Consider the following 24,077-nt stretch of genomic DNA (forward strand, 5'->3'; position numbering starts at 1 on the left):
ACGTTATAACGTCTTATTTACTGTTGTTTAGTGCCGATAGAGCTATGTCGTTAACTTGGCATTTTTATTGTTGCCAACAAACTTGAATTATTGCTCAATAACCCGTAATGCTTAAAGGGCTGTTATATTAGCAGTTAGCTAATATTTAGTGAGTTGTGTAATTAAAAGTATGACAACTCTGCTTACCTTTTTCCTTCGCTTGGTACATAGCCGAATCAGCTTGTTGCATCAGTAATTCCGGTGAGCTAGTTTTATCTTTATTCCATGCCATTCCAACACTTGCGTGGCAATATAAAGATAACTTATCAATAATATAGGGTTCGTTCATTTTAGCTAAAATACGCTCGGTTACCTCATTAATTTCACTAATACAAACAACGTCTTTTAATATAATGGCAAATTCATCACCCCCTAAACGTGCAACGTGCTCTTTAGTTTCTAAATGATCAAGCTGACATACGGCATCTGCTTCTCGAATACAAGATTGCAACCTAGTACTGGCTTCTTTTAAAACACCATCGCCAATACAATGACCGTAAGTATCATTGACCGCTTTAAAGTCATCTAAATCTAAGTACAGTAAGACAACAAGGGTATCTGATATTTTAGCCTCTGTTAGAGCTAGCGATAATAACTCATTAAAATATCTTCTATTAGCAATACCGGTTAATTGGTCTTCTCGGGCCTCTTTTACCAAGCCCATTTGTTGTTTATAAACTAAATGAGCAATACAAGTAATAAAAAGTATATTAATGGCTAACGCGATTGACAGCCTCAGCACCGTCTGAATTTCGACAGTATTTAACGAAGCTAGTAGTGAGCAGGCTGATACAATGATGGCTGTAATAACAGCAACTTTATATGGGAAGCTATAAAAAAAAGCGGTTACCAAAGGAAAGACAAATATTATGCCGCGCATACCTAAAAAATAACAAGTAACAACAATAACTAAGGTGGTCATTAAAGTTAATGTTTTTAACAGCAACGTAGAGAAATTATTTTTATAGACGCAATAAAGAGAAATTGACAGTAAGCAAGAGGAGGTTAAAAGTAGATAGCCGAGTAGTTCTATTTCATTTATAACATGATAAAGACCATAAACTAATATAATAAAGAGTGCGGCACAATGCAGAAGTACTATTATACGTTTAGACAAGCCAGTTCTTAAATGAAAGTGCAAATGTAGACCTAGGGACTTAAAAATAATAGCTTAATCTTAGTACACAATATTAATATTTTGTAGCCGGCTTAACTTTATCCGTGGTTATGGTGACAAAACTCACTGTCCTTTTAATTTGGTATATGACTGTACCTGAGCATAACTTATTCTGCTAATTGTTTAATTAAGGTCTCTCAGCAGCTAATTTTTTACGGCTTTTGCACCTATTATGCTTCAAATAGCTTAACAAGTCTTAACTCCTCTTAGTTAAAAATAATGGTATGTTTTGCCAGTTAATGACGACTAGGTTGAAGAGGGGAAACCAACCTTATCTTTTATAGCCAGCTATAAAAAACCCTGTTATAGGTCATCATTTACGGGGTTAAATGATCCAAGAGTAGTTTAGTTAACTCGGTGTTTTTATCCATCTTAGCTAACTTAAGCTCTGGCTGAATAACCGGTAGCGCTTATTTGTATTGTTTAGTCTGCACCAGTAACTCAGCATAACTGTCATAAGTATTAGCAGAGTTAGCGTAAAGTTCGGTATTTAGCTTCATAATAGCGATGGCATTATTTAATTGAGCATTGCGTGCAAAGCTGTAACCTAATTTGTTTAACGCATCTTCACTGATAATTAACGTTTGACCCTTTCATTCAATTTATCTTCTTATCTGATTATATTTTATTTTTACGATTAACTTCGTACTCGTTTAAATTTATAGCCTAAACGAGTCAATCACGCAAGAATCTAGAATAGAGTAACGAAAGCCTAATATTGGTAAGCTACTTAGTGATGCGCCAAAAAGCTATGCTGGCGACAACTAGCAAGATCATCGGATAAAAAGCACTTGATACCACTTCAATAGGTGATATTTTCAAGGTTGCTCCTAGCAGTAAAGCTTGCGCACCATAAGGCAGTAAACCTTGGTTAATACAAGCGTAAATATCTAATAAGCTTGCCGAGTGTGCTGGGCTGACTTGTCCATCTTCTGCTAACTCTTTCGCTGTTTCACCAGTAACAATAATTGATACGGTATTATTTGCGGTAAAAAAGTTACAAGTAAATGCTAACGAAGCGATACCTAAACCGGCGGCACGTTTTTTATTGTTGGGGTTGAGCTTTCGCGCAAAGTGCTCAATTGCATGGGTTAGCGCGGCTAAGCCTCCTTGGCGTTTGATCAGTTCGCTTAAACCACCAATAAACAGCGAAAGAATGAAAATGTCTTGCATACTAGCAAAGCCAGCATTGATATCACTGACCCATGCCGATAATTGATAGCCATTGTCGTACATGCCTATTGCAGCCGCGAGGATAATACCAACAATTAATACGACAAACACATTAAGACCCATTAACGCTAACGTTAGTATGACCAAATAGGGTAATAAGCCAAGTACGTTAATATCTTGGGTTTGTTCATGCGGAATACTAATTCCCATTGAAGCATAAATAATGATACATAAAATTGCCGCAGGTACGGCAAATTTAAAATTGACTTTAAATTTATCTTTCATGTGCGCACCCTGACTGCGCGTCGATGCTATGGTGGTGTCAGATATTATTGATAAATTATCGCCAAAAATAGCGCCTGAAATAATACAGCCAGCAACAATTGAAGCGTCTAAATCGGCAGACTCTATAAAGCCTAATGCCACCGGCGCAATCGCAGCGATGGTGCCCATTGAAGTACCCATGGCGGTAGCAATAAAAGCCGCAACTAAAAATAAGCCTGGCAGTAATAAGTAATCAGGGAAAAAAGATAAACCTAGCTGAACGCTCGCATCAACACTCCCGGTTGTTTTGGCAACTGTTGCAAAAGCACCGGCGAGTAGATAAATAACACACATAGTAATAATGTTTGCATGGCCAGCTCCAGAAATAAATTGGCTTACTTGATCATTAATACTGTCTTTACCTAAATATATAGCCACTAAGATGGCTGGAATAATAGCGATGCTGGCGGGGAGTTGATAAAAAGCAAACTCAACGCCTTGTAGGGTAAGGACAATACCGGTGCCCAGAAATAAACCAAGAAAAACCCCAAAAGGTAACAGGCTAAGTAAACGCTTCTCTGGAGAAGAAATAACGATATCTTTATTCATAAAATTTATCTTTAACATTAAGTTAACGCTAGTCTATCGTAAACTAAATCGATAGCAAAATAATAACGAAAGCATAGCCATAACCGGAAATTATATAAAATAACCAAATGTCTTAAGTTCAAGCTACAGACCAGTAGCTGTTTATGTTATCCTATCGCGAATTTTTATCTAATTGCCATTTTTACACAATAACTGTGTCGGCGAAAACATAAGGAATATCATGTCAGAGAATACATTTGAAACAATTGAGCAACGTGTAAGTTACGGCGTAGGTCGTCAATTAGGTGATCAATTACGTAATAACCCTTTTAAAGAGTTTGACGTATCTGCTGTACAAGCAGGTTTGGCCGATGCTATTGCTAATTCAGCAAGCCAAGTATCAGACGAAGATTTAAATGCCGCGTTTTCTGTTGTTTCTAAAAAAATGCAAGAGTTAGAGCAAGCCGCAGCTAAAGAAATGTCAGCTGAAGGCGAAAAATTCTTAGCTGAAAATGCTAAGCGTGATGAAGTAACTGTTACTGAATCTGGCCTTCAATATGAAGTTTTAGCAACAGGCGATGGCGAGAAGCCAACAGCAGCAAGCACAGTTCGTACTCATTATCATGGTACTTTCATCAATGGCGACATTTTTGATAGTTCTGTAGATCGCGGTCAACCTGCTGAATTCCCAATTGGTGGTGTTATCCCAGGTTGGACTGAAGCATTACAGTTAATGACCGAAGGTTCTAAGTGGCGTTTATACGTTCCTTACCATTTGGCATACGGTGAGCAAGGCTCACAAGGTGCTATACCACCTTATTCAACGTTAGTATTTGACGTTGAATTATTAGCAATTGTTAGCTAATTAGTTTTTAAAGCCCTCCGTTGAGGGCTTTTTTATGCCTGTATGTCGTGATGCCATAGATGGCAAAGAACGACGAATACGCTAAAATAATAAAATATAAACCCATAGTGATTAACCATAACAAAGCAATCAAGTAGGGATGTATGTTAGAGCAAGCATTGATCAAATTATTTAAAGATTATATTACTGCCTTTGAACATTGTGATTTAGAGGCAGCCCGCGCTTGTTATCATTTACCTTGTACATTACATACCCCAGATAAAATTGCTTATTTAGTGAATAGTGAAAGTTTCAATCAAGAGTTTAAAGATATCTTTACTGTTTTAACGCATGCAAAAACCCGAAAGATAATACCAATTACAGCAAGTTATAATTATGCAGATAATTCGTCTATCGATATATGTGTTGATTGGGCTTTCTTTGATGACAAAGATCAAGTTTTTGCTGATTTTTCCGCATTTTTCCATGTAGTTAAGATAGATGAGCAGTTTAAAATAATGAGTGTGGTTTCACACGACTTATCCAATAGTATTGAATTAGCATTGCCATTAGCGTTAGTACGCTAAAGTAATCTAGTAGATAAAATAATTTTATAGAGATTAAAATGAAAGTAAAAGTAGCCATTTTAGGATGCAGCGGCCGTATGGGCCGTAACTTAATTCAAGCAGCCGTAGAGCATAAGTCTATTGAACTTGTTGGTGGTACGGTTCGAGCGTCTTCATCGTTTGTTAATTTTGACTTAGGCGAACTCGCCGGTATTGGTGCTATTGGCCAAAAAACAGCAACTAACTTAAACGACTTACTCGATGCTGATGTTTTTATTGACTTTACGGCTATTCAAACCACTTTAGACAACCTAAAATGGTGTCAACAACATCATAAAGCTCTCGTTATTGGTACCACGGGCTTCAGTGACGAGCAAGTGAGTATTATTGAAAAAGCAGGCGAACTTATGCCGGTGATTTTAGCGCCAAATACTAGTGTCGGTGTTAATTTAATGTTTAAACTACTAGAAGTTACCGCAAAAGCAATTGGTGACTATACTGATATAGAAATATTTGAAGCACACCATAGATTTAAGAAAGATGCTCCATCAGGTACAGCAGTAAAAATGGGGCAAGTTATAGCAGACACTTTAGGTAGAGACTTAAATAAAGTGGCTGTTTATGGTCGCGAAGGTATCACAGGAGAACGTGATAAAGAAACCATAGGTTTTGCGACAGTAAGAGCTGGAGATATCGTTGGAGAGCACACCGCTTTTTTTGCTGATATTGGTGAACGGTTAGAAATCACCCATCGCGCAAGTTCAAGAATGACTTTCGCATTAGGTGCTATGAGAGCCGCATTCTGGTTAAGTGAAGCAGATAATGGCTTTTATGATATGCAAGATGTTTTAGGCTTGAAGTAATTTATTTTTAGAGAAAACAGTTACTTTTGGCTGTTTTAACTGAATATTCAATTAAACGCTTAGTTTTTACAATTATCGCTAGACGAACATGTGATACAAGCGTAAAATAAGTGGATTTTGTCAAAAATTTAGTGGTTCTGTTAGTAATAACGAAATTTTTGGCATTTTTTATGGGTGTTTCATTAGGAAACAGCCGACACGTAATTTGTACTTAATGATGTTTTTTAGTTGCATCGTTAAGCTTCTTTCTTCTTTACGGAGGTTAAATTGACTAAATCTGCCATTTTAGTGCTTGAAGACGGCACTGTATTTAAAGGCACCGCTATTGGTGCAGACGGAGCGGCTGTTGGTGAAGTAGTATTCAATACTTCAATGACCGGTTACCAAGAAATTCTTACCGACCCATCATATGCAGAGCAAATTATTACCCTAACTTACCCGCATATTGGTAATACAGGTACCAACAGTGAAGATGAAGAATCAAACACTATTTGGGCAAAAGGTTTAGTTATTCGTGACTTACCGCTATTAGCGAGTAATTTTCGAAATGAACAGAATTTAAGCGACTACCTAAAGGCACGTAATGTTTTAGGTATTGCTGATATTGATACGCGTAAACTAACACGTATTCTTCGGGAGAAAGGTGCTCAAAACGGTTGTATCATGACCCTAGACACAATGTCTGAGGCTGCAGAAACAGACGCTTTAGCTCAAGCAAAAGCATTTCCAGGTCTTAAAGGCATGGATTTAGCCAAAGTTGTTTCAACCAAAGAACAATATCAATGGACAGAAGGTAGCTGGGAATTAGGAAAAGGTCACATTACCCCTGAAAACTCGAAGTTTCATGTAGTTGCTTACGATTTTGGTGCCAAACGCAATATTTTGCGCATGTTAGTCGACCGTGGTTGTAAGGTAACAGTAGTGCCAGCACAAACACCAGCCGCTGATGTTTTAGCAATGAATCCAGATGGCATATTCTTATCAAATGGCCCAGGCGATCCAGAGCCTTGTGATTATGCGATTTCTGCTATTCAATCATTTTTAGAAACACAAACGCCAATCTTTGGTATTTGTTTAGGTCATCAACTTCTTGGCTTAGCCAGTGGAGCGGGTACCATTAAAATGAAATTTGGTCATCACGGTGGCAATCACCCCGTGAAAGACTTTGAACGTAATGTCGTGATGATAACTGCGCAGAACCATGGTTTTGCGATTGATGAAAATAAAATGCCCGCGAATTTGAAAGTAACGCATGTGTCATTATTTGACCAATCAATTCAAGGTGTACATCGCACCGATAAGCCTGCATTTAGTTTTCAAGGTCATCCTGAAGCAAGTCCTGGTCCTGCAGATGCGGCACCATTATTTGATCATTTTATCGATTTAATGAACGAAGCCAAAGCTTAGCCCTTAAACAAGATATAGAGAGAACTGAAAAATGCCAAAACGTACCGATTTAAAAAGTATCTTGATCTTAGGCGCTGGCCCAATTGTTATTGGTCAAGCATGTGAATTCGATTATTCAGGCGCACAAGCCTGTAAAGCACTTCGTGAAGAAGGCTACCGAGTTATTTTAGTTAACTCAAACCCTGCAACTATCATGACAGACCCTGAAATGGCCGATGCAACTTACATTGAGCCTATTCACTGGGAAGTTGTGCGCAAGATCATTGAAAAAGAACGTCCTTGTGCGGTTTTACCGACTATGGGTGGGCAAACCGCTTTAAACTGTGCTTTAGAACTTGAAGCAAAAGGCGTATTAAAAGAATTTAATGTTGAAATGATCGGCGCAACAGCTGATGCGATTGATAAAGCTGAAGATCGTTCTCGTTTCGATAAAGCTATGAAAGCAATCGGCTTAGATACGCCAAATGCTGAAATTGTTCATACGATTGAAGAAGCGCACGCCGCTAGTAAAATCTTAGGCTTTCCTTGTATCATTCGACCTTCATTTACTATGGGGGGGACCGGTGGTGGTATCGCTTATAACCGCGAAGAGTTCCATGAAATTTGTACTCGTGGATTAGATCTCTCGCCAACCTCTGAATTATTGATTGATGAATCATTAATTGGTTGGAAAGAGTATGAGATGGAAGTGGTTCGCGACAAAAATGATAACTGTATTATTATTTGTTCGATTGAAAACTTTGACCCTATGGGTATTCATACCGGTGATTCTATTACGGTTGCTCCAGCACAGACGTTAACTGATAAAGAATACCAAATCATGCGTAATGCATCGATTGCGGTTTTACGTGAAATTGGCGTAGAAACAGGCGGATCTAACGTACAGTTTGGTATTTGTCCTAACACTGGCCGCATGGTTATTATCGAGATGAACCCACGTGTTTCACGTTCATCAGCACTTGCTTCAAAAGCAACAGGTTTCCCAATAGCTAAGATTGCTGCAAAATTAGCGGTCGGTTATACGCTTGACGAATTAACTAACGATATTACCGGCGGCGCAACTCCAGCGTCATTTGAACCGACTATTGATTATGTTGTTACTAAGATTCCACGTTTTAATTTTGAAAAATTTGCTGGCTGTGAAGACCGTCTAACCACGCAAATGAAATCTGTTGGCGAAGTAATGGCCATTGGCCGTAACCAACAAGAATCATTACAAAAAGCGTTACGTGGCTTAGAAGTTGGCGTAAATGGTTTTGACTCTATGGTTGATGTTACTCAGCCGGGCGCTAAAACTAAAATTATGCACGAACTTCAAGAAGCTGGCGCTGACCGTATTTGGTATATCGCTGATGCGTTTCGCTTAGGTTTATCAGTTGATGATATTTATCGCTTAACTATGGTCGACCGTTGGTTCCTTATTCAAATCGAAGATATCGTTTTAGAAGAAGCTAAAGTTGCTGCCGGCGGTTTAAAAATATTAACCGCCGACTATTTACGTAAACTTAAACGTAAAGGTTTTGCTGATTCTCGCCTTGCCGATTTAATTGGTATAGCCGAAGCTGAAGTGCGTAAAAAACGTCATAAAGCTAATATTTTCCCGGTATACAAACGTGTTGATACCTGTGCGGCTGAATTTAGTTCAGATACAGCTTACATGTATTCAACCTACGATGAAGAGTGTGAAGCAAACCCAACCGATAAAGAATCAATTATGATCTTAGGTGGCGGCCCAAACCGTATCGGTCAAGGTATTGAATTTGATTACTGTTGTGTACATGCGGCATTAGCATTACGCGAAGACGGTTATGAAACTATCATGGTCAATTGTAACCCTGAAACTGTTTCAACCGATTACGACACATCAGACCGTTTATATTTTGAATCTATCACTTTTGAAGATGTTCTTGAAATTGTTCGTATCGAAAAACCTAAAGGCGTTATTGTGCAATACGGTGGTCAAACACCGCTTAAATTAGCGCGTGCTTTAGAAGCAGCCGGAGTGCCTATTATTGGTACCTCTCCTGATGCAATCGATAGAGCAGAAGATAGAGAACGTTTTCAACAAGCCGTTGAACGCTTAGGTTTATTACAACCAGAAAATGCGACGGTGACTTCATTAGAAGAAGCAATGGCTAAAGCTGAAGGTATTGGCTTTCCGTTAGTTGTTCGTCCATCTTATGTTTTAGGTGGTCGTGCGATGGAAATTGTTTATGACCTAGATGATTTACGTCGATACATGACAGAAGCTGTTAGTGTTTCAAATGATTCACCAGTCTTGCTTGACCATTTTCTTGATGATGCGATTGAAGTCGATATCGACGTTGTTTGTGATGGTACTGACGTTGTTGTTGGCGGTATTATGCAACACATTGAACAAGCGGGTGTTCACTCAGGTGACTCAGCATGTTCATTGCCAGCTTATAGCTTAAGCCAAGAAGTCCAAGATGTTATGCGCAAGCAGGTTACCGACTTAGCATTTGAGTTAGGCGTTATTGGCTTAATGAACACACAAATGGCGGTTAAAGATAACGAAGTTTACATTATTGAAGTAAACCCTCGTGCTGCACGTACCATACCGTTTGTTTCTAAAGCGACATCTGTGCCACTAGCTAAAATTGGCGCACGTGTCATGGCTGGCAAGTCACTAAGAGAACAAGGGATAACGAAAGAAATTATTCCTCCATACTTTTCAGTGAAAGAAGTGGTTATTCCGTTTAACAAGTTTCATGGTAGTGATCCTTTGGTTGGTCCTGAAATGCGCTCTACGGGTGAAGTGATGGGCGTTGGCAAGACATTTGAAGAAGCATACGCAAAAGCTTGTTTAGGTGCCGGTGTATCTGTGCCTAAATCAGGTCGTGCGTTAATCTCTGTTCGTAACAGTGATAAAGTACGTGTGGTTGATTTAGCGAAACAGTTGGTCGCTTTAGGTTATGACGTCGATGCTACTCATGGCACAGCGATTATCCTAGGTGAAGCTAATATTCCATGTCGCTTAGTTAATAAGGTACAAGAAGGTCGTCCGCATATTCTTGATAGAATCAAAAATGGTGAATATAGCTATATTATTAACACCACAGAAGGTCGTAAAGCGATTGAAGATTCTAAAGTCTTGCGTGGAGGAGCATTGCGCTATAAAGTGGCATACACGACTACTTTGAACGCAGCATTTGCAACATGCCAATCTCATGCAGCTGATGATAGAAATACGGTAACATCAATACAAGAATTGCATAAGCAATGTAATTAATATTGAAGTATGTAAGGCATTTATTTATTATGAGATAAATGCTTTATAAAAAATTGTTATATAAGGGTGGTTATACTTTTTAAGTAAGCCACCTTTATCATTTAAAAAGAAGAGAGAAATGACAAAATATCCAATGACACTTCTTGGTGCTGAACAGCTGAAAGAAGAGCTTAGAGTTTTAAAAACAGAAAAACGCCCACGTATTGTTAAAGATATCGCTGTTGCCCGTGAACATGGTGATTTAAAAGAAAATGCAGAATATCATGCGGCTAAAGAAGAGCAGGGCTTTTGTGAAGGCCGAATTCAAGATATTGAAGGTCGACTGTGTAATGCTCAAGTTATCGATATCACTAAGATACCCAATCATGGCAAAGTGCTTTTTGGTACAACAGTTACCTTATTAAACATTGAAACCGAAGTTGAAGTCACTTATAAAATTGTTGGCGATGATGAAGCAGACTTTAAAACCGGTCGTATTTCATTAAACTCACCGATTGCCCGTGGTTTAATTGGTAAAGAAGTTGATTCTGAAGTTGAAATCACCATACCTGGTGGCGTTGTTGAATATGAGATTGTTTCAGTCGAATATATTTAATATACAGCTAGAGTAAACCCAGTTACAAGAGACCAAGCCCATTATGAAAATAATGGGCTTTTTTATGTTAAGCCCTGTTATTTTAGTACTTAAATCACGAGATCTTAAGGTTGTCATACTGAATTTATTTCAGTATCTAAGTAACGAGATCCTAAGATCGTCATGCTGAATTTATTTCAGTATCTAAGTGACCAGATCCTGAAACGAGTTCAGGTTTAGAATAATATTTATGTCAGTATCTAAGTAACGAGATCTTAATGTCGTCATACTGAATTTATTTCAGTATCTAAGTGACTAGATCCTGAAACCAGTTCAGGGTGACGGAATTTTTGTTATCTACAACAAAGCATGAATAATTCCAATCGTGTCAATAACAAAGAAAGATGATGTTTATAAAACGATTACTATTAATTGTTATCAACTTTTCGTAGTATTTAATGAATGAGAATATAGGTTTTATGAGCTGATTTATCGTGGAGATAATATGAAAAAAGTAGCATTTGTTGGTTTAGGCGTTATGGGCTATCCAATGGCCGGACATTTACAAAAGGCAGGCTTTGATGTTTGCGTTTATAACCGTACGACTGCGAAGGCAGAACAATGGGTGCAAGAGTTTGGTGGCTGTTTAGCTCAAAGTCCAAGAGAAGCCGCCCAAGGTCGCGAGATCGTCTTTTCCTGTGTTGGTAATGACAATGATGTTAGGCAAGTTGTTTTGGGGGATGACGGTATATTCGCTGGTTTAGCTGTTGGCGCTATTTTGGTCGATCACACAACCGCTTCAGCAGAGCTGGCAAGAGATCTTGATGCACTAGCAAAATTGCAAAAAAAACACTTTATTGATGCACCCGTATCCGGTGGCCAAGCAGGCGCAGAGAATGGTGTATTAACGGTTATGGCCGGTGGTGACTTGACTATTTTTGAACAGGTAAAACCGGTCATGGATGCTTATGCCCGCTTTAGTCAATTAATGGGGCAGGTAGGCTCGGGGCAGTTAGCTAAGATGGTTAATCAAATATGTTTTGTAAACACCGTACAAGGCTTAGCAGAGGGCCTTAACTTTGCCCAGAAGGCAGGTCTTGATACTGATAAGCTAATAGAGACTATTTCTAAAGGTGCAGCAGGTTCATGGCAAATGGATAATCGTGGTAAAACGATGTGTGCTAGAGAATTTGATTTTGGCTTTGCCGTCGATTGGGTGAGAAAAGATTTAGCTATGGCGTTCAGTGAAGCAGAAAAGATCGGCGCTGACTTAACCATTACTAAACAATTAGACAGTTATTATGAAGAGGTACAGAAAAAAGGCGGCAGCCGTTGGGATACATCTAGCTTAATCGCTCGTCTAGATGATTAACAAATTAACTTGCTAGCCGTCTGACAATTAAGATAGCCAAAAAATGTATTAGTATATTTAACGTCTTAAATTTAGCGTAAAAAAAGCCTGCATATAACTGCAGGCTTATCTTATGTGGCTCCTTAACTCTTTCTTTGACTCTTTCTTTAGCTGTGGACTTGAACCAGGGACAAACGCTGACTATATATAAGCACAGTCCGTTGCTCTACCAACTGAGCTATTGAGCTTTCTCAGATTATTAAATTTAGTGTAAAAAAAAGCCTGCAAATATTTGCAGGCTTATCTTATGTGGCTCCTCAACCTGGACTTGAACCAGGGACAAACGGATTAACAGTCCGTTGCTCTACCAACTGAGCTATTGAGGAATTGTTCTTTATGTAGTTGCCTTTAATAATGAAAAGCGACTATTTTTATTCACTACTATCAATTAATTGAAGTAGTCATTCAAATAAAAAAAAGCCTGCAAATAATTGCAGGCTTATCTTATGTGGCTCCTCAACCTGGACTTGAACCAGGGACAAACGGATTAACAGTCCGTTGCTCTACCAACTGAGCTATTGAGGAATTGTTCTTTTCTAAAGCCGCTTTAAAATTCAAAGCCACTTATCTTAATTTGGCTCCTCAACCTGGACTTGAACCAGGGACAAACGGATTAACAGTCCGTTGCTCTACCAACTGAGCTATTGAGGAATTGTTTTGTTTGCCAAGGGTCTTGGCTAACGGGGCGAGATATTAAATGTCCGTGGCGGAACTGTCAACACAAAATGTAGAAATAAATCATTATTTTGTTTGTTTGCTTATTTTGTCGACACTCAGTCTGCTTTATCTTCAAGTTCAGTGCTTTTTTTACACTTGGGCTATATAAGTTACTATTACACAAAGTTATCCACTGAATCTGTGGATAACTTTGTGAGTTAAAGTGTAAAAAAGCGTAACTTGGGTGAAGAATGCACGTTACAGCTAAATGGCTATATAAAGATGATTTATCTTTTTATATTTATAACAGTGACTTAGCTAGTTTTGTTGTCTACTTTACTATCTTAGTGTGATTTTTGTTCAACGTCAGTTTTTATACCCATTTGCAGTGAGTTATACAAAAGTAAAGATATTTCAACGTTATTATTTATTTCTTTTTAACATTAAATTTATATAAAAAATTAAAATGAAGTTGAAATAAAATATATACATAGCGAGTCTTATCACTATCTTTTACAATACTTTGCTATTCTCCTGCAAAGACAAGCAAAAGCTACCTTTAAATGACCGAAATAAATAAAAAGAAAAAAATCAATTTACTCGAAGACCCTGTTGCAGAAACCATTAAACGTATGACTATACCTATGATATACGGTATGGTTTTGTTAATGACTTTTAACTTGGTTGATACTTTTTTCGTTGGTTTACTCGGTACACAACCTCTCGCAGCAATCAGCTTTACCTTTCCTATTACCTTTACCGTGATCAGTTTAACCATAGGTTTGGGTATTGGCACATCAGCTGTTATTGCCAAAGCCTTAGGTAAAGGTAATGATGATTCTGCAAAAAACTCAGGCACAGCAGCGATATATTTAGCGGCAATAATTGTCGGTATTATATCTTGTGTTGGTTATTATTTTATTGATGAAACCTTTTTATTACTGGGAGCGAGTGAAAGTTTATTACCGCTTATTCATCAATACATGGATATCTGGTTTATTGGCAGTATTTGTTTAATTGGACCTATGATAGGTAACGCTATTTTAAGAGCATCCGGTGATACCAAAACGCCAAGCATAATTATGGGCAGTGCCGGTTTAATTAATGCGATATTAGATCCTATTTTTATTTTTGGATTAGGTCCTATACCGGCCATGGGAATACAAGGTGCGGCTATTGCGACGCTAATCTCTTGGGTTTTTGGACTCTTATTGGTTTTATATATTGTTGGTATAAAGCGACAATTAATTCACACTACGCTGTTACCTTTGAAAACATTTATTGCGTCGAGTCGAGGTATTTTACATATCGGTTTACCAGCAGCGGGGGCTAATATGCTTACGCCAATAGCCGCTGCTATTTTAACCGCTATTGTAGCAAATTATGGTGAGTCGGCTGTTGCAGCCTTTGGTGTTGGCTCTCGTATTGAATCTATAGCTTGTTTAGTTGTGCTGGCTATGTCGATGACTTTACCTCCTTTTATTAGCCAAAATTTTGGTGCTGGTAATATGCATAGGGTTGAGACAAGCTATAAAGCATCAACAAAGTTTATCATGGTATTACAATTACTTATTTATTTTCTACTGGTGTTAATTGCGCCATTTATCGCCGATGTTTTCTCTAAAGAACAAGCGGTAGCAGATATTATTGTACTTTTTATTTGGATACTTCCCTTAGGTTATGGTTTTCAAGGCGTCATTATTTTAACTAATTCTTCTTTTAATGCACTTCATAAGCCGTTAGTCGCATTAGTGCTTAGCGCTATCCGACTTTTTGTTTGTTATGTGCCTTTAGCCTATTTAGGCAGTGTTTATTATGGTCTTGAAGGATTTTTCATTGGTGGAGTCTTTGGCAATTTTATTATGGCGATAATTTCATACCGTTTATTTGATAAACAATTTCCGCATGAACTTACCCAAGCAAAGGATGTTTCTTAATGAAATCAATGGATTTAAAGTCAGATTACACCCCTAATGGTGACCAACCAGCAGCGATTAAACAGTTAGTTGATGGTATTGGAGATGGCTTAGCGCATCAAACGCTATTAGGTGTTACTGGCTCAGGAAAAACCTTTACTATTGCCAATGTTGTTGCAACCTTAAATCGTCCAACAATGATGATTGCCCCCAATAAAACCCTTGCTGCACAACTTTATAGTGAGATGAAAGAGTTCTTTCCAAATAATGCGGTTGAATACTTTGTTTCTTATTATGATTATTATCAACCAGAAGCTTACGTGCCAACAACAGATACTTTTATAGAGAAGGACGCCTCTGTAAACGAACATATCGAACAAATGCGCTTGTCGGCTACTAAGGCCTTGCTAGAGCGTAGAGATGTTATCATTATCGCTTCAGTGTCTGCTATTTATGGTTTGGGTGACCCCGACTCGTATTTAAAGATGATGCTACACATTAGTGTTGGCGATATTATCAACCAGCGCGATATTTTACGACGCTTAGCTGAATTACAGTACAAGCGTAACGATGTAGCTTTTCAACGAGCAACTTATCGGGTGCGCGGTGATGTTATTGACATATTTCCTGCTGAATCAGATCGTTTGGCGTTACGTGTTGAATTGTTCGACGAAGAAATAGAACGTTTGTCGATGTTCGATCCGCTGACTGGACAAGTTGACCGCACGCTAGATCGAGTAACCGTATACCCTAAAACACATTACGCGACCCCAAGAGATAAAATTTTATCAGCAATAGATAAAATTAAAATCGAGTTAAAAGAGCGAGCAACTTTTTTAAAGGATAATAACCGCTTAATTGAAGAGCAACGCATCGTGCAACGTACTCAATTCGATATTGAAATGATGACAGAGCTGGGTTATTGCTCGGGTATTGAAAATTATTCTCGTTACTTATCAGGGCGTGGGGAAGGGGAAGCACCACCGACTTTATTTGATTATTTACCTGACGATGGTTTATTAATTATTGATGAATCGCATGTAACCGTGCCGCAAATAGGTGCTATGTATAAAGGCGATCGTTCTCGTAAAGAAAACCTAGTGAACTATGGCTTTCGTTTGCCATCTGCATTGGATAACCGTCCGATGAAGTTTGATGAGTTTGAAGCGTTAGCGCCACAAACTATTTATGTTTCAGCGACACCAAGTAATTACGAGATTGAAAAGTCAGGTAATGAAATTGCTCAGCAATTAGTTCGTCCAACAGGCTTACTTGATCCTATCATCGAAGTTCGTCCAGTCGAAACACAAGTAGATGACTTATTATCAGAAATTCGAAAACGTGTCGTGATACAAGAGCGTGTTTTAGCGACCACGCTAACCAAGCGAATGGCAGAAGACCTTACTGATTACTTAGATGAACATAATGTAAAAGCCCGTTATTTACATTCTGACATTGATACCGTAGAGCGTGTTGAAATTATTCGTGACTTTCGTTTAGGTAAGTTTGATGTGCTCGTTGGTATTAACTTGTTACGTGAAGGTTTAGATATGCCAGAAGTCTCCTTAGTGGCGATTTTAGATGCAGATAAAGAGGGATTTTTACGCTCAGAGCGTTCACTTATTCAAACGATTGGACGTGCTGCCCGTAATATTAATGGTCGAGCTATTTTATATGCGGCGAAGATCACTGGCTCTATGAAAAAAGCGATTGATGAAACTGAACGAAGACGTGAGATGCAACATCAATACAACCTTGATAATAACATTACGCCTCGGGGAGTCATTAGCAAAATTAGTGATGCACTTCATAATGGTACGGTATCTTCAAGTAACACCTTATTAAATGTAGCTGAGCAAGCTTCAGATTATAAAATATTATCAATTAAAGATATTGATAAAAAAATTAAGCAGCTTGAAAGTGAAATGCTTAACCATGCTCAAAATCTAGAGTTTGAACAAGCTGCTAATTTACGTGATGAAGTGGCAAAATTAAGAGAACAGCAGCTATCTCGTTAAATAGATTTGTCATCACTTAAGCTCAAACATCATATATTGGCTGATGATGTTTGAGACGGACTCACAATTGCAATATGGCAAGTGGCTAATGTCATTGATTATTTTATCTTGAATATCTAAAGGAAACAGCATTAGCTGTTCAAGATAAAGATGTGCTTGAACTTCGTTATTATTATTAACGAAGTCCACCAGTCGACTTGCATGATTCTTCCAAATAACACTCATATACATTACCTCTGAAACTTAAATAACTTTATGCTCCTTTATTCATAAGCCAATCTAACGGTGATTAATGGTATGAGACGATGATCTTACCCCATTAAGCTCAGTTTAAGTTTAGAGTATCTCAGCGGAAGGGTTATATGTTTTAGGAATTAAAACCCTTTGTTTGCAACCTTGTTTTATAAGTAAGAGGTACTTTAGTGCTAACTATGTGATGTTTGATGATATTTAAAATTTTATGATCGCTGTAGACATCTCTATTAAGGTCAATTTAAATTTCCCTTAGGCGTTTTTATCTCAATAAACGACCCTTTACCGCTTTGTAAAGGGTGTTTTACTCTATCGTAGACAATAAAAAACCAGTCTAGTGACTGGTTTTTTTAATTTTACCTAGTGGTAAATATATACGCTATATAGGCCTATGGTTTAGTTGGACCTGCACCACTACGACTTACTGCGTTAGATACTCTTGCCATTTTACCCGATGAAGCATGCTTGACACGATCTTCACTAGCAATGAAGTCCGTAGGAACTTCATTCATGGTGGTAATTGATTCTGTTTTAGTCATTGGCGCAGATGATTTACCTGGCTTACTACCTTTACTAGAAACTTTCCCGGCTTTTGAGCTCACTTTAGGGCTTGGTTTTCTTGAAATAACGCGCTTTGGCTTTTCAACCGCAGTTTCAACTTCTTGCTCTGCAACTTGAGGTTCATCAAAAGGTAAATCTTGTTGAACTTCTGCTTTGCTTGTTTCAACAGTCGTCGTTTCAACCACTGTTGTCTCAACCGTCGTTGTTGCTACAACAGTTGTTTCAACTGCTGGCTTTTCAGCTACCGGTGTATCAACCGTGGTCGTTTCAACGATCGTTGTTTCAACTAACGGTGTGGTAACAACCGTGGTTTCAACAACAGGTGCTTCAACAACAGGTGTTTCAACAACAGGCGTTTCAACTACAGGTGTTTCAACAACTGGTGCTTCAACAACTGGCGTTTCAACTACAGGTGTTTCAGGATATCTTGCTTCAACAGGGTCTTCACTAACTTCAGTTGTTACTAATGCTGCGTTAACATCAACTGCCTGATTTTCAGCAGGTTGACGACGACGTTGTCCATTAGAGCGTAAGTGCCTAGGTGAACGACGGTTTCTAGGACGCTGTTCATCACTAGTTTTAGTCTCACTAAGCTCTGGCTGGGTAGCATCGGCTTGTGTAGTTACTGTTTCAACGGTTACCGCTTCGTCGATAGTCGCGACTACTTGAGCCTTTTCTTCTGCGGCTATTTTGCTTAACGCAGCGTTATTAACAACCGTTGAGTTTTCATCAACAATACGTACTTTTTTACTGTTGTTACGACGTTGACGACGTACTGTAGTTTTTTCTTCTTTAGGCTTAGTATTACGCTCTACTGGCGCTTTACGAGGCTGTTTATTCGGCTTGTTATCTTTATTTTCATTAATGTTGTCTTTATTGTCATTAATGACTGGCTTGATATCAGCACGATCTTCATTTTGAGTATCATTACGTTTGTCGTTACGATTAACATTTCTGTTATCGTTGCGGTTTTCGTTACGATTATTATTGTTACGACGTTGACCTTGACGACCACGTTGCGGACGACGTTCACTGTTGTTGCTTTCAGGTTTCTTTGCAGGTTCAACAACTTTAGGTGCAACTTCCTCTTCAGCAGCGAAGAGTGATTTACCCCACTTAATTAAACCATCAAATAAGCCCGCAGATGCTTTTACTGGAGCTACAGGCGCTACAGGTTTTACGGCGGTTAACGGTGCTGATTGCTTAGGTGAAGACATGCCTTGCAAGGCTGGCTCGTCACGTTTAGCGGCTTGCTTATCGAATTTAGGCATTACAGCTTCTTCAACTGAAGCTTCAGTAATGGTTCTTTCGTAGCTTGCTTCTTCAACACTCTCGTCGGTTCTTACTCTAATGACTTCATATTGTGGTGTGTCCATATGAGGATTAGGAATAATAAGAATATTAACGCCGTGATGTTTTTCGATATGAAATACTGAACGACGCTTTTCATTCAAAAGATAAGTCGCTACAGGTACAGGTACTTGAGCTTGTACATGTTGCGTATTTTCTTTAATGGCTTCTTCTTCCATTAAACGCAAAATAGACAAGGCTAATGATTCAACACTACGTACGTGTCCAGTACCATTACAACGAGGACAAACGCCTTGGCTAGTTTCACCGATAGAAGGGCGTAAACGTTGACGCGACATTTCTAATAAACCAAAACGAGAAATTCGACCTAATTGAATACGAGCTCTATCTTGTTTTACAGCATCACGCATGCGATTTTCAACTTCACGTTGATGACGCACAGGTGTCATGTCAATAAAATCAATAACCACTAAACCACCCAAATCACGTAAACGTAATTGACGAGCAACTTCTTCAGCAGCTTCTAAGTTAGTGTTAAATGCGGTCTCTTCTATATCACTACCTTTAGTTGCGCGGGCAGAGTTAACATCGATTGATGTCATTGCTTCAGTTGGGTCAATAACAATTGAGCCACCAGAAGGAAGTCTTACTTCACGCTGAAACGCAGATTCGATTTGTGTTTCAATTTGGTAATGGGTAAATAGGGGAACATCGTTCGTGTAGAGTTTTATTTTACTTAAGAAATCAGGACGAACCACTTCTATATGTTTTTTAACACTTTCGAATGTTTTCGGGCGATCAATTAATACTTCACCGATATCGCGGCGTAAATAGTCACGAATAGCACGAAGGATAACGTTAGTTTCTTGGTGAATTAGGAAGGGAGCAGGTTTAGTTTCTGCCGCTTCTGAAATGGCTTTCCAATGGTGTAAAAGAACGTTTAAATCCCAGTCTAATTCTTCATAGTCTTTACCAACACCAGCAGTGCGAACAATTAAGCCCATGCCTTTAGGTAATTCTAATTTGTTTAAAGAGGTTTTTAAATCTGTGCGTTCATCGCCTTCAATGCGACGAGAAATACCACCAGCACGAGGATTATTTGGCATTAATACCAAGTAACTACCGGCTAAACTGATGAAAGTCGTTAACGCTGCGCCTTTCTGGCCGCGTTCTTCTTTATCAATTTGAACTATAACTTCTTGGCCTTCGCGCAAGACTTCTTTGATATTTGGACGACCCTGAAAGGTATAACCTTTAGGGAAATATTCGCGTGCGATTTCTTTCATCGGTAGGAAACCATGACGTTCGGCGCCATAGTCAACAAATGCAGCTTCTAGAGACGGCTCTATACGCGTGATTTTTGCTTTATAAATATTTGATTTCTTTTGTTGATGACCAGGACTTTCGATATCTAAATCATAAAGTTGTTGACCATCGACAAGTGCTACACGTAACTCTTCCGATTGTGTAGCGTTAATTAACATACGTTTCATAGTTTTAGTGACTCATTTTAGTCACAACACTATAAGCTTCGAACACAAAGCAATTTATCGCTATGGTAACAGCAATTTGTCAGCCTCTCGGGTGTCATATTACAGCGCCATAGTGCGCTGTAAGCTGTTATTTAATCTGATTGTACTCTCAGGTGATATTCACCCAAGAAAAATTGTTTCTTCATGCGCGCAGCAAATTGTGCTGTGCTCGATATTATCAAATTGATATTTGTTGAGCAGTTTGAAATTCGGCGTTTTGGCTTACTATTCGGTTTGTTGCTCGATGGAAATTTATCTAATTTGGTTTATATCATTACAAAATAGCTTTCGTTGCGCGGGACTAAAATGTTTATGCCGTTTTTTGACTTGTTATTCAGGTCAATTCTTGCAATAGGCCGTTCGGTTAATGTGTCGTCGATAATAATTTATCGTGATAACGCACATTAATGTGGCCGCATTTTGCCTCTTACGTTTCGCTAAAAGCTTCTATTTTTTACCTTATTGTCTTAAATAAACAATAACGCCAAGATTATCCCACTTAATTGAGGCAAAAGGCAATTAAATCGCTGAGTTAATTACGCTAAAATGAAAATATATATGTTAAACTCGCTTTTATGAATGAAAATACAAAACCCCAAGTTCGATTTTATACAATCGATAGCGAAGACGCTGGTCAAAGAATAGATAACTTTTTATTAAAAACCTTAAAAGGTGTGCCGAAAAGCATGATTTATCGCCTATTAAGAAAAGGCGAGATAAGGGCTAATAAAAAACGGACTAAACCAGAATACAAAATACAAGATGAGGATCTGATTCGTGTTGCGCCCATTCGTATTTCTGAAAATACTAATGAAGTGTCTACTAAGTTAAATATTGTCGCTAATTTAGAAAAACAAATATTGTTCGAAGATGACCGTTTAATTGTTATTAACAAACCTTCCGGCATGGCAGTTCATGGTGGTAGTGGTTTAAGTTTTGGTTTAATTGAAGCCATGCGAGCTTTACGCCCCGACGCAAGAATGCTTGAACTTGTTCATCGACTCGATAGAGATACTTCAGGCTGTTTAGTTATTGCTAAAAAACGTTCAGCTTTACGTCACTTACATGAACAGTTGCGTAATAAAACGGTGCAGAAATTTTATCATGCCTTAGTTAAGGGACAATGGTCGACTAAATTAACCCGTGTAACGGAAGGCTTGAAAAAGAATGATTTAAAATCGGGTGAACGTGTCGTTGTTGTCGATAACATTAATGGTAAAGAATCAGAAACGCGTTTTAAAGTGTTAAAAAACTTTGAAAATGCCACACTCATTCGCGCCTTTCCGGTTACGGGTCGTACTCATCAAATTCGTGTGCATTGTCAAATTAAAGGTCACCCTATCGCTTGTGATTCAAAATATGGCTATGAAAACTTTGACGAAGACATGAGAAAACTAGGACTTAAGCGCTTATTTTTACATGCGGCTAGTATCGAATTTACTCATCCAAGTACCGATGAAAGAATTAAAATAGAAGCACCGTTAGAGCATTCCTTACAAAATTTACTAACAAAACTAAAGTAATTCCTCTGGCGTGATACTAAAGTAAATTTAGCTTCACGCCATTATCTTCCTTATAAACCTAAACACTTCTTAGCAAATAGACCTTAATTATTAAATGACTAAAAGAGAAAATATGCACAACTATAAATTAGTGATTTTTGACTGGGACGGCACATTAATGGACTCTGTCGATCGTATTGTTTTCTCAATGCAAGCCACAGCTGTTGCATTATCACTTGCACCACCGGGTTATCATCAAGCGAAACAAATTATCGGCTTAAGTCTACCTAAAGCAATTGCAACGTTATTTCCTCAGGCTAATGAAGAGCAGGTACAATTATTAACGGCACAATATAAGCACCAATATGTTGAAGTAAATACTACGCCAACCCCATTATTTGATCATGCGCTTGAATTATTAGTTAATTTAAAAAATGAAGATAAGTTTTTAGCGGTTGCGACAGGAAAAGCGCGAGCAGGTTTACAACGTGTTTGGTTAACGAGTGATACCGAACACTTTTTCCATGCCTCTCGATGTGCCGATGAAAGTATTTCTAAACCTGATCCAGATATGATCAATAGTTTGTTAAAAGAATTAAAGATTGAAAAGCATCAAGCGGTGATGATAGGTGATACTTCTTTTGACCTTGAAATGGCGCAAAGAGCAGGGGTTGATAGTATTGGGGTAACTTATGGTGTCCACGATGAAGACGTGCTGTCAAAGTATCAACCAAAAGCGATTGTTGGCTCATTGGCTGAACTACATCAATTATTGTTAAATAGGGCGGTTAAGGGGTAACACCTGTCGCTATTGTCATTAACTGTTTACTATTTGATTGCTTAGTCAAATAGCAAACGTTGCTGCCAGCAACTAAGCTCAGTTAACTCGGCTATTATACACACCGATTAAACGACGGGTACTATTGCTGTTTTCGTTGCTCTTGTAACACATCTAACCCCTGCGCTTTAAGTAAACTAATCAGTCTAATTAACGGTAAACCTATTAGGGTATTAGGATCATCCCCCTCAAGCTTTTCAAATAAGCAAATACCTAGTCCTTCACTTTTAAAACTCCCTGCGCAGTTATAAGGCTCTTCGGCATGCAAATAGGCAGTAATTTCTTGTGCAGAAAGTTCTTTAAAGTGTACGGTGAATAAATCAACCAACGAGAGACTTTTTCCTGTTGAACTGTCGAACACACATAAACCCGTATGAAACTCTACCGCTTTGCCGCTAAAGCTGCTCAGTTGTTTAAAGCCATTTTCAAAATTATGCGGTTTACCTAATATCTTTCCTGCAGACAAAGCCACTTGATCTGAACCAATAATCAGCGCATTCGGAAATTGACTGGCAACAGCCTTTGCTTTTTCTACGGCTAAACGTTCGACAAGTTCAATGGCTGTTTCGTTAATTAATGGTGTTTCATCGACATTAGGTTTTGCACAATCAAAAGCTAAATTTAACTTTTCTAAAATAATTTTTCGAAAAGGCGATGTAGAAGCTAAAACTAAAGTTTTCACAGGAATTACTCAAAATATAAACAGTTATACAATAATATGTGGGCTTTCTTTAATTTTTAAACAAAAATTGTTATTTTTCTTTTGACAGCAGGGGGCAAGCACATTAATATGCGCGCCTTATGCAAAATCTTAAACTCCCGATAATGATAAACCCCCGAAAGAGCGCCCAACGCAGGTTGGTGTGTGACGGCTTCTTTGAAGTGTCGGGGATGAATAGATTGCTTGAAGTGTGTACTCCATGCAATGAGCAGATGCAGGTTAATGTTAATTTTGATGTGGACGATCTCGGCTTGAATGTCATATCAGGAACAGGATCCGTATCAGTAGCATTAACTTGTCAGCGTTGTACTGAACCATTGATAATAGATTTGGATGTAGAGTTTACTCTAAGTCCTGCTAAAGATGATGAAGCCGCTGAAGCATTGCCGTCATATTATGACGCAATAGAATTAGATGAAAATGGTGAAGTTAACCTGCTAGAATTAGTGGAAGAAGAGTTATTACTCGCAATTCCGTTAATTGCAATGCATGAGCCCAGTCAATGTCAGGCATCAGTTGACAGTGTATGGGGCGAATTGCCTGAAGAGCTTGAAAAACCAAACCCATTTGATATATTACAGAAATTTAAATAAACAACTTATTTAATTAATAA

16 protein-coding genes and 3 tRNA genes are annotated in these 24,077 nt (G+C 38.4%); 12 read left to right on the top strand and 7 right to left on the bottom strand.

The genetic code is table 11. The annotated features are described in order from the left end of the window. Nucleotides 1-145: 145 nt before the first annotated feature. Nucleotides 146-1,156, bottom strand: coding sequence for a GGDEF domain-containing protein (locus H4J76_RS10160; RefSeq protein WP_182216290.1), 1,011 nt, complete (start codon nt 1,154-1,156; stop codon nt 146-148). A gap of 786 nt (nt 1,157-1,942) precedes the next feature. Continuing rightward, nucleotides 1,943-3,262: a Na+/H+ antiporter NhaC family protein gene (locus tag H4J76_RS10165; protein ID WP_182216288.1), complete on the bottom strand. Its 1,320-nt coding sequence runs from the start codon at nt 3,260-3,262 to the stop codon at nt 1,943-1,945. 220 nt (nt 3,263-3,482) lie between these two features. On the opposite strand from H4J76_RS10165, the gene H4J76_RS10170 reads away from it, so the two are divergent. The 7 genes from H4J76_RS10170 to H4J76_RS10200 all read left to right on the top strand — a co-directional run bounded on the left by H4J76_RS10170 (nt 3,483) and on the right by H4J76_RS10200 (nt 12,117). After that, nucleotides 3,483-4,106, top strand: coding sequence for an FKBP-type peptidyl-prolyl cis-trans isomerase (locus tag H4J76_RS10170; RefSeq protein ID WP_182216286.1), 624 nt, complete (start codon nt 3,483-3,485; stop codon nt 4,104-4,106). A gap of 143 nt (nt 4,107-4,249) precedes the next feature. Next, nucleotides 4,250-4,672: a hypothetical protein gene (locus H4J76_RS10175; RefSeq protein ID WP_182216284.1), complete on the top strand. Its 423-nt coding sequence runs from the start codon at nt 4,250-4,252 to the stop codon at nt 4,670-4,672. A gap of 38 nt (nt 4,673-4,710) precedes the next feature. Further along, nucleotides 4,711-5,514 (top strand): 4-hydroxy-tetrahydrodipicolinate reductase, encoded by an 804-nt coding sequence (gene dapB, locus H4J76_RS10180; RefSeq protein ID WP_182216282.1) that lies wholly within the window; start codon nt 4,711-4,713, stop codon nt 5,512-5,514. Nucleotides 5,515-5,781: 267 nt separating this feature from the next. Further along, nucleotides 5,782-6,921, top strand: a complete 1,140-nt coding sequence (gene carA, locus H4J76_RS10185) for a glutamine-hydrolyzing carbamoyl-phosphate synthase small subunit (RefSeq protein ID WP_070376486.1) — start codon at nt 5,782-5,784, stop codon at nt 6,919-6,921. 31 nt (nt 6,922-6,952) lie between these two features. Continuing rightward, nucleotides 6,953-10,171 carry a carbamoyl-phosphate synthase large subunit gene (gene carB, locus H4J76_RS10190; protein WP_070376487.1) on the top strand — a complete coding sequence of 1,073 codons (3,219 nt, stop codon included), beginning with the start codon at nt 6,953-6,955 and terminating at the stop codon, nt 10,169-10,171. Nucleotides 10,172-10,289: 118 nt separating this feature from the next. Further along, nucleotides 10,290-10,766: a transcription elongation factor GreA gene (gene greA / locus H4J76_RS10195; protein ID WP_070376488.1), complete on the top strand. Its 477-nt coding sequence runs from the start codon at nt 10,290-10,292 to the stop codon at nt 10,764-10,766. 484 nt (nt 10,767-11,250) lie between these two features. Further along, nucleotides 11,251-12,117: an NAD(P)-dependent oxidoreductase gene (locus H4J76_RS10200; protein ID WP_182230532.1), complete on the top strand. Its 867-nt coding sequence runs from the start codon at nt 11,251-11,253 to the stop codon at nt 12,115-12,117. Between the two features lie 289 nt (nt 12,118-12,406). On the opposite strand, the gene H4J76_RS10205 is transcribed toward H4J76_RS10200, so the two are convergent. From H4J76_RS10205 to H4J76_RS10215, 3 genes are all read right to left on the bottom strand, one after another. Then, a tRNA-Asn gene (locus H4J76_RS10205) sits at nt 12,407-12,482 on the bottom strand. A 123-nt stretch (nt 12,483-12,605) separates the two neighbouring features. Continuing rightward, nucleotides 12,606-12,681 (bottom strand) — tRNA-Asn (locus H4J76_RS10210). A 50-nt stretch (nt 12,682-12,731) separates the two neighbouring features. Continuing rightward, a tRNA-Asn gene (locus H4J76_RS10215) sits at nt 12,732-12,807 on the bottom strand. A 569-nt stretch (nt 12,808-13,376) separates the two neighbouring features. Here H4J76_RS10215 and H4J76_RS10220 point away from each other — a divergent pair. Both H4J76_RS10220 and uvrB read left to right on the top strand, forming a co-directional pair. After that, nucleotides 13,377-14,750: an MATE family efflux transporter gene (locus H4J76_RS10220; RefSeq protein WP_182216278.1), complete on the top strand. Its 1,374-nt coding sequence runs from the start codon at nt 13,377-13,379 to the stop codon at nt 14,748-14,750. After that, nucleotides 14,750-16,747 (top strand): excinuclease ABC subunit UvrB, encoded by a 1,998-nt coding sequence (uvrB, locus tag H4J76_RS10225; RefSeq protein ID WP_182175759.1) that lies wholly within the window; start codon nt 14,750-14,752, stop codon nt 16,745-16,747. Before H4J76_RS10220 ends, uvrB begins: the two co-directional genes overlap by 1 nt. 641 nt (nt 16,748-17,388) lie before the next feature. On the opposite strand, the gene rne is transcribed toward uvrB, so the two are convergent. Then, nucleotides 17,389-20,364, bottom strand: a complete 2,976-nt coding sequence (rne, locus tag H4J76_RS10230) for a ribonuclease E (RefSeq protein WP_182230533.1) — start codon at nt 20,362-20,364, stop codon at nt 17,389-17,391. A gap of 614 nt (nt 20,365-20,978) precedes the next feature. On the opposite strand from rne, the gene rluC reads away from it, so the two are divergent. Beyond that, entirely contained in the window at nt 20,979-21,926 is a 948-nt protein-coding gene (gene rluC, locus H4J76_RS10235; RefSeq protein ID WP_070376494.1) for a 23S rRNA pseudouridine(955/2504/2580) synthase RluC, read from the top strand. Nucleotides 21,927-22,038: 112 nt separating this feature from the next. Then, nucleotides 22,039-22,704, top strand: a complete 666-nt coding sequence (locus tag H4J76_RS10240) for an HAD-IA family hydrolase (RefSeq protein ID WP_182216873.1) — start codon at nt 22,039-22,041, stop codon at nt 22,702-22,704. A gap of 121 nt (nt 22,705-22,825) precedes the next feature. Here H4J76_RS10240 and H4J76_RS10245 read toward each other — a convergent pair whose 3' ends face one another. Further along, nucleotides 22,826-23,425 carry a nucleoside triphosphate pyrophosphatase gene (locus tag H4J76_RS10245; RefSeq protein WP_070376496.1) on the bottom strand — a complete coding sequence of 200 codons (600 nt, stop codon included), beginning with the start codon at nt 23,423-23,425 and terminating at the stop codon, nt 22,826-22,828. A gap of 119 nt (nt 23,426-23,544) precedes the next feature. Between H4J76_RS10245 and yceD the strand changes: the two genes are divergently transcribed. Further along, on the top strand, nt 23,545-24,057 hold the full coding sequence (yceD, locus tag H4J76_RS10250; protein WP_070376497.1) for a 23S rRNA accumulation protein YceD: 513 nt from the start codon (nt 23,545-23,547) through the stop codon (nt 24,055-24,057). Nucleotides 24,058-24,077 lie beyond the last annotated feature (20 nt).

This window comes from Colwellia sp. BRX9-1 (assembly GCF_014077195.1).
Lineage (GTDB): Bacteria > Pseudomonadota > Gammaproteobacteria > Enterobacterales > Alteromonadaceae > Colwellia_A.

Excerpts from the sequence above, each read along its gene's own strand:
- H4J76_RS10165 (WP_182216288.1), bottom strand. The coding sequence starts at position 3,262 with ATGAATAAAGATATCGTTATTTCTTCTCCAGAGAAGCGTTTACTTAGC.
- H4J76_RS10170 (WP_182216286.1), top strand. The coding sequence starts at position 3,483 with ATGTCAGAGAATACATTTGAAACAATTGAGCAACGTGTAAGTTACGGC.
- H4J76_RS10175 (WP_182216284.1), top strand. The coding sequence starts at position 4,250 with ATGTTAGAGCAAGCATTGATCAAATTATTTAAAGATTATATTACTGCC.
- dapB (WP_182216282.1), top strand. The coding sequence starts at position 4,711 with ATGAAAGTAAAAGTAGCCATTTTAGGATGCAGCGGCCGTATGGGCCGT.
- carB (WP_070376487.1), top strand. The coding sequence starts at position 6,953 with ATGCCAAAACGTACCGATTTAAAAAGTATCTTGATCTTAGGCGCTGGC.
- greA (WP_070376488.1), top strand. The coding sequence starts at position 10,290 with ATGACAAAATATCCAATGACACTTCTTGGTGCTGAACAGCTGAAAGAA.
- H4J76_RS10200 (WP_182230532.1), top strand. The coding sequence starts at position 11,251 with ATGAAAAAAGTAGCATTTGTTGGTTTAGGCGTTATGGGCTATCCAATG.
- H4J76_RS10220 (WP_182216278.1), top strand. The coding sequence starts at position 13,377 with ATGACCGAAATAAATAAAAAGAAAAAAATCAATTTACTCGAAGACCCT.
- uvrB (WP_182175759.1), top strand. The coding sequence starts at position 14,750 with ATGAAATCAATGGATTTAAAGTCAGATTACACCCCTAATGGTGACCAA.
- rne (WP_182230533.1), bottom strand. The coding sequence starts at position 20,364 with ATGAAACGTATGTTAATTAACGCTACACAATCGGAAGAGTTACGTGTA.
- rluC (WP_070376494.1), top strand. The coding sequence starts at position 20,979 with ATGAATGAAAATACAAAACCCCAAGTTCGATTTTATACAATCGATAGC.
- H4J76_RS10240 (WP_182216873.1), top strand. The coding sequence starts at position 22,039 with ATGCACAACTATAAATTAGTGATTTTTGACTGGGACGGCACATTAATG.
- yceD (WP_070376497.1), top strand. The coding sequence starts at position 23,545 with ATGCAAAATCTTAAACTCCCGATAATGATAAACCCCCGAAAGAGCGCC.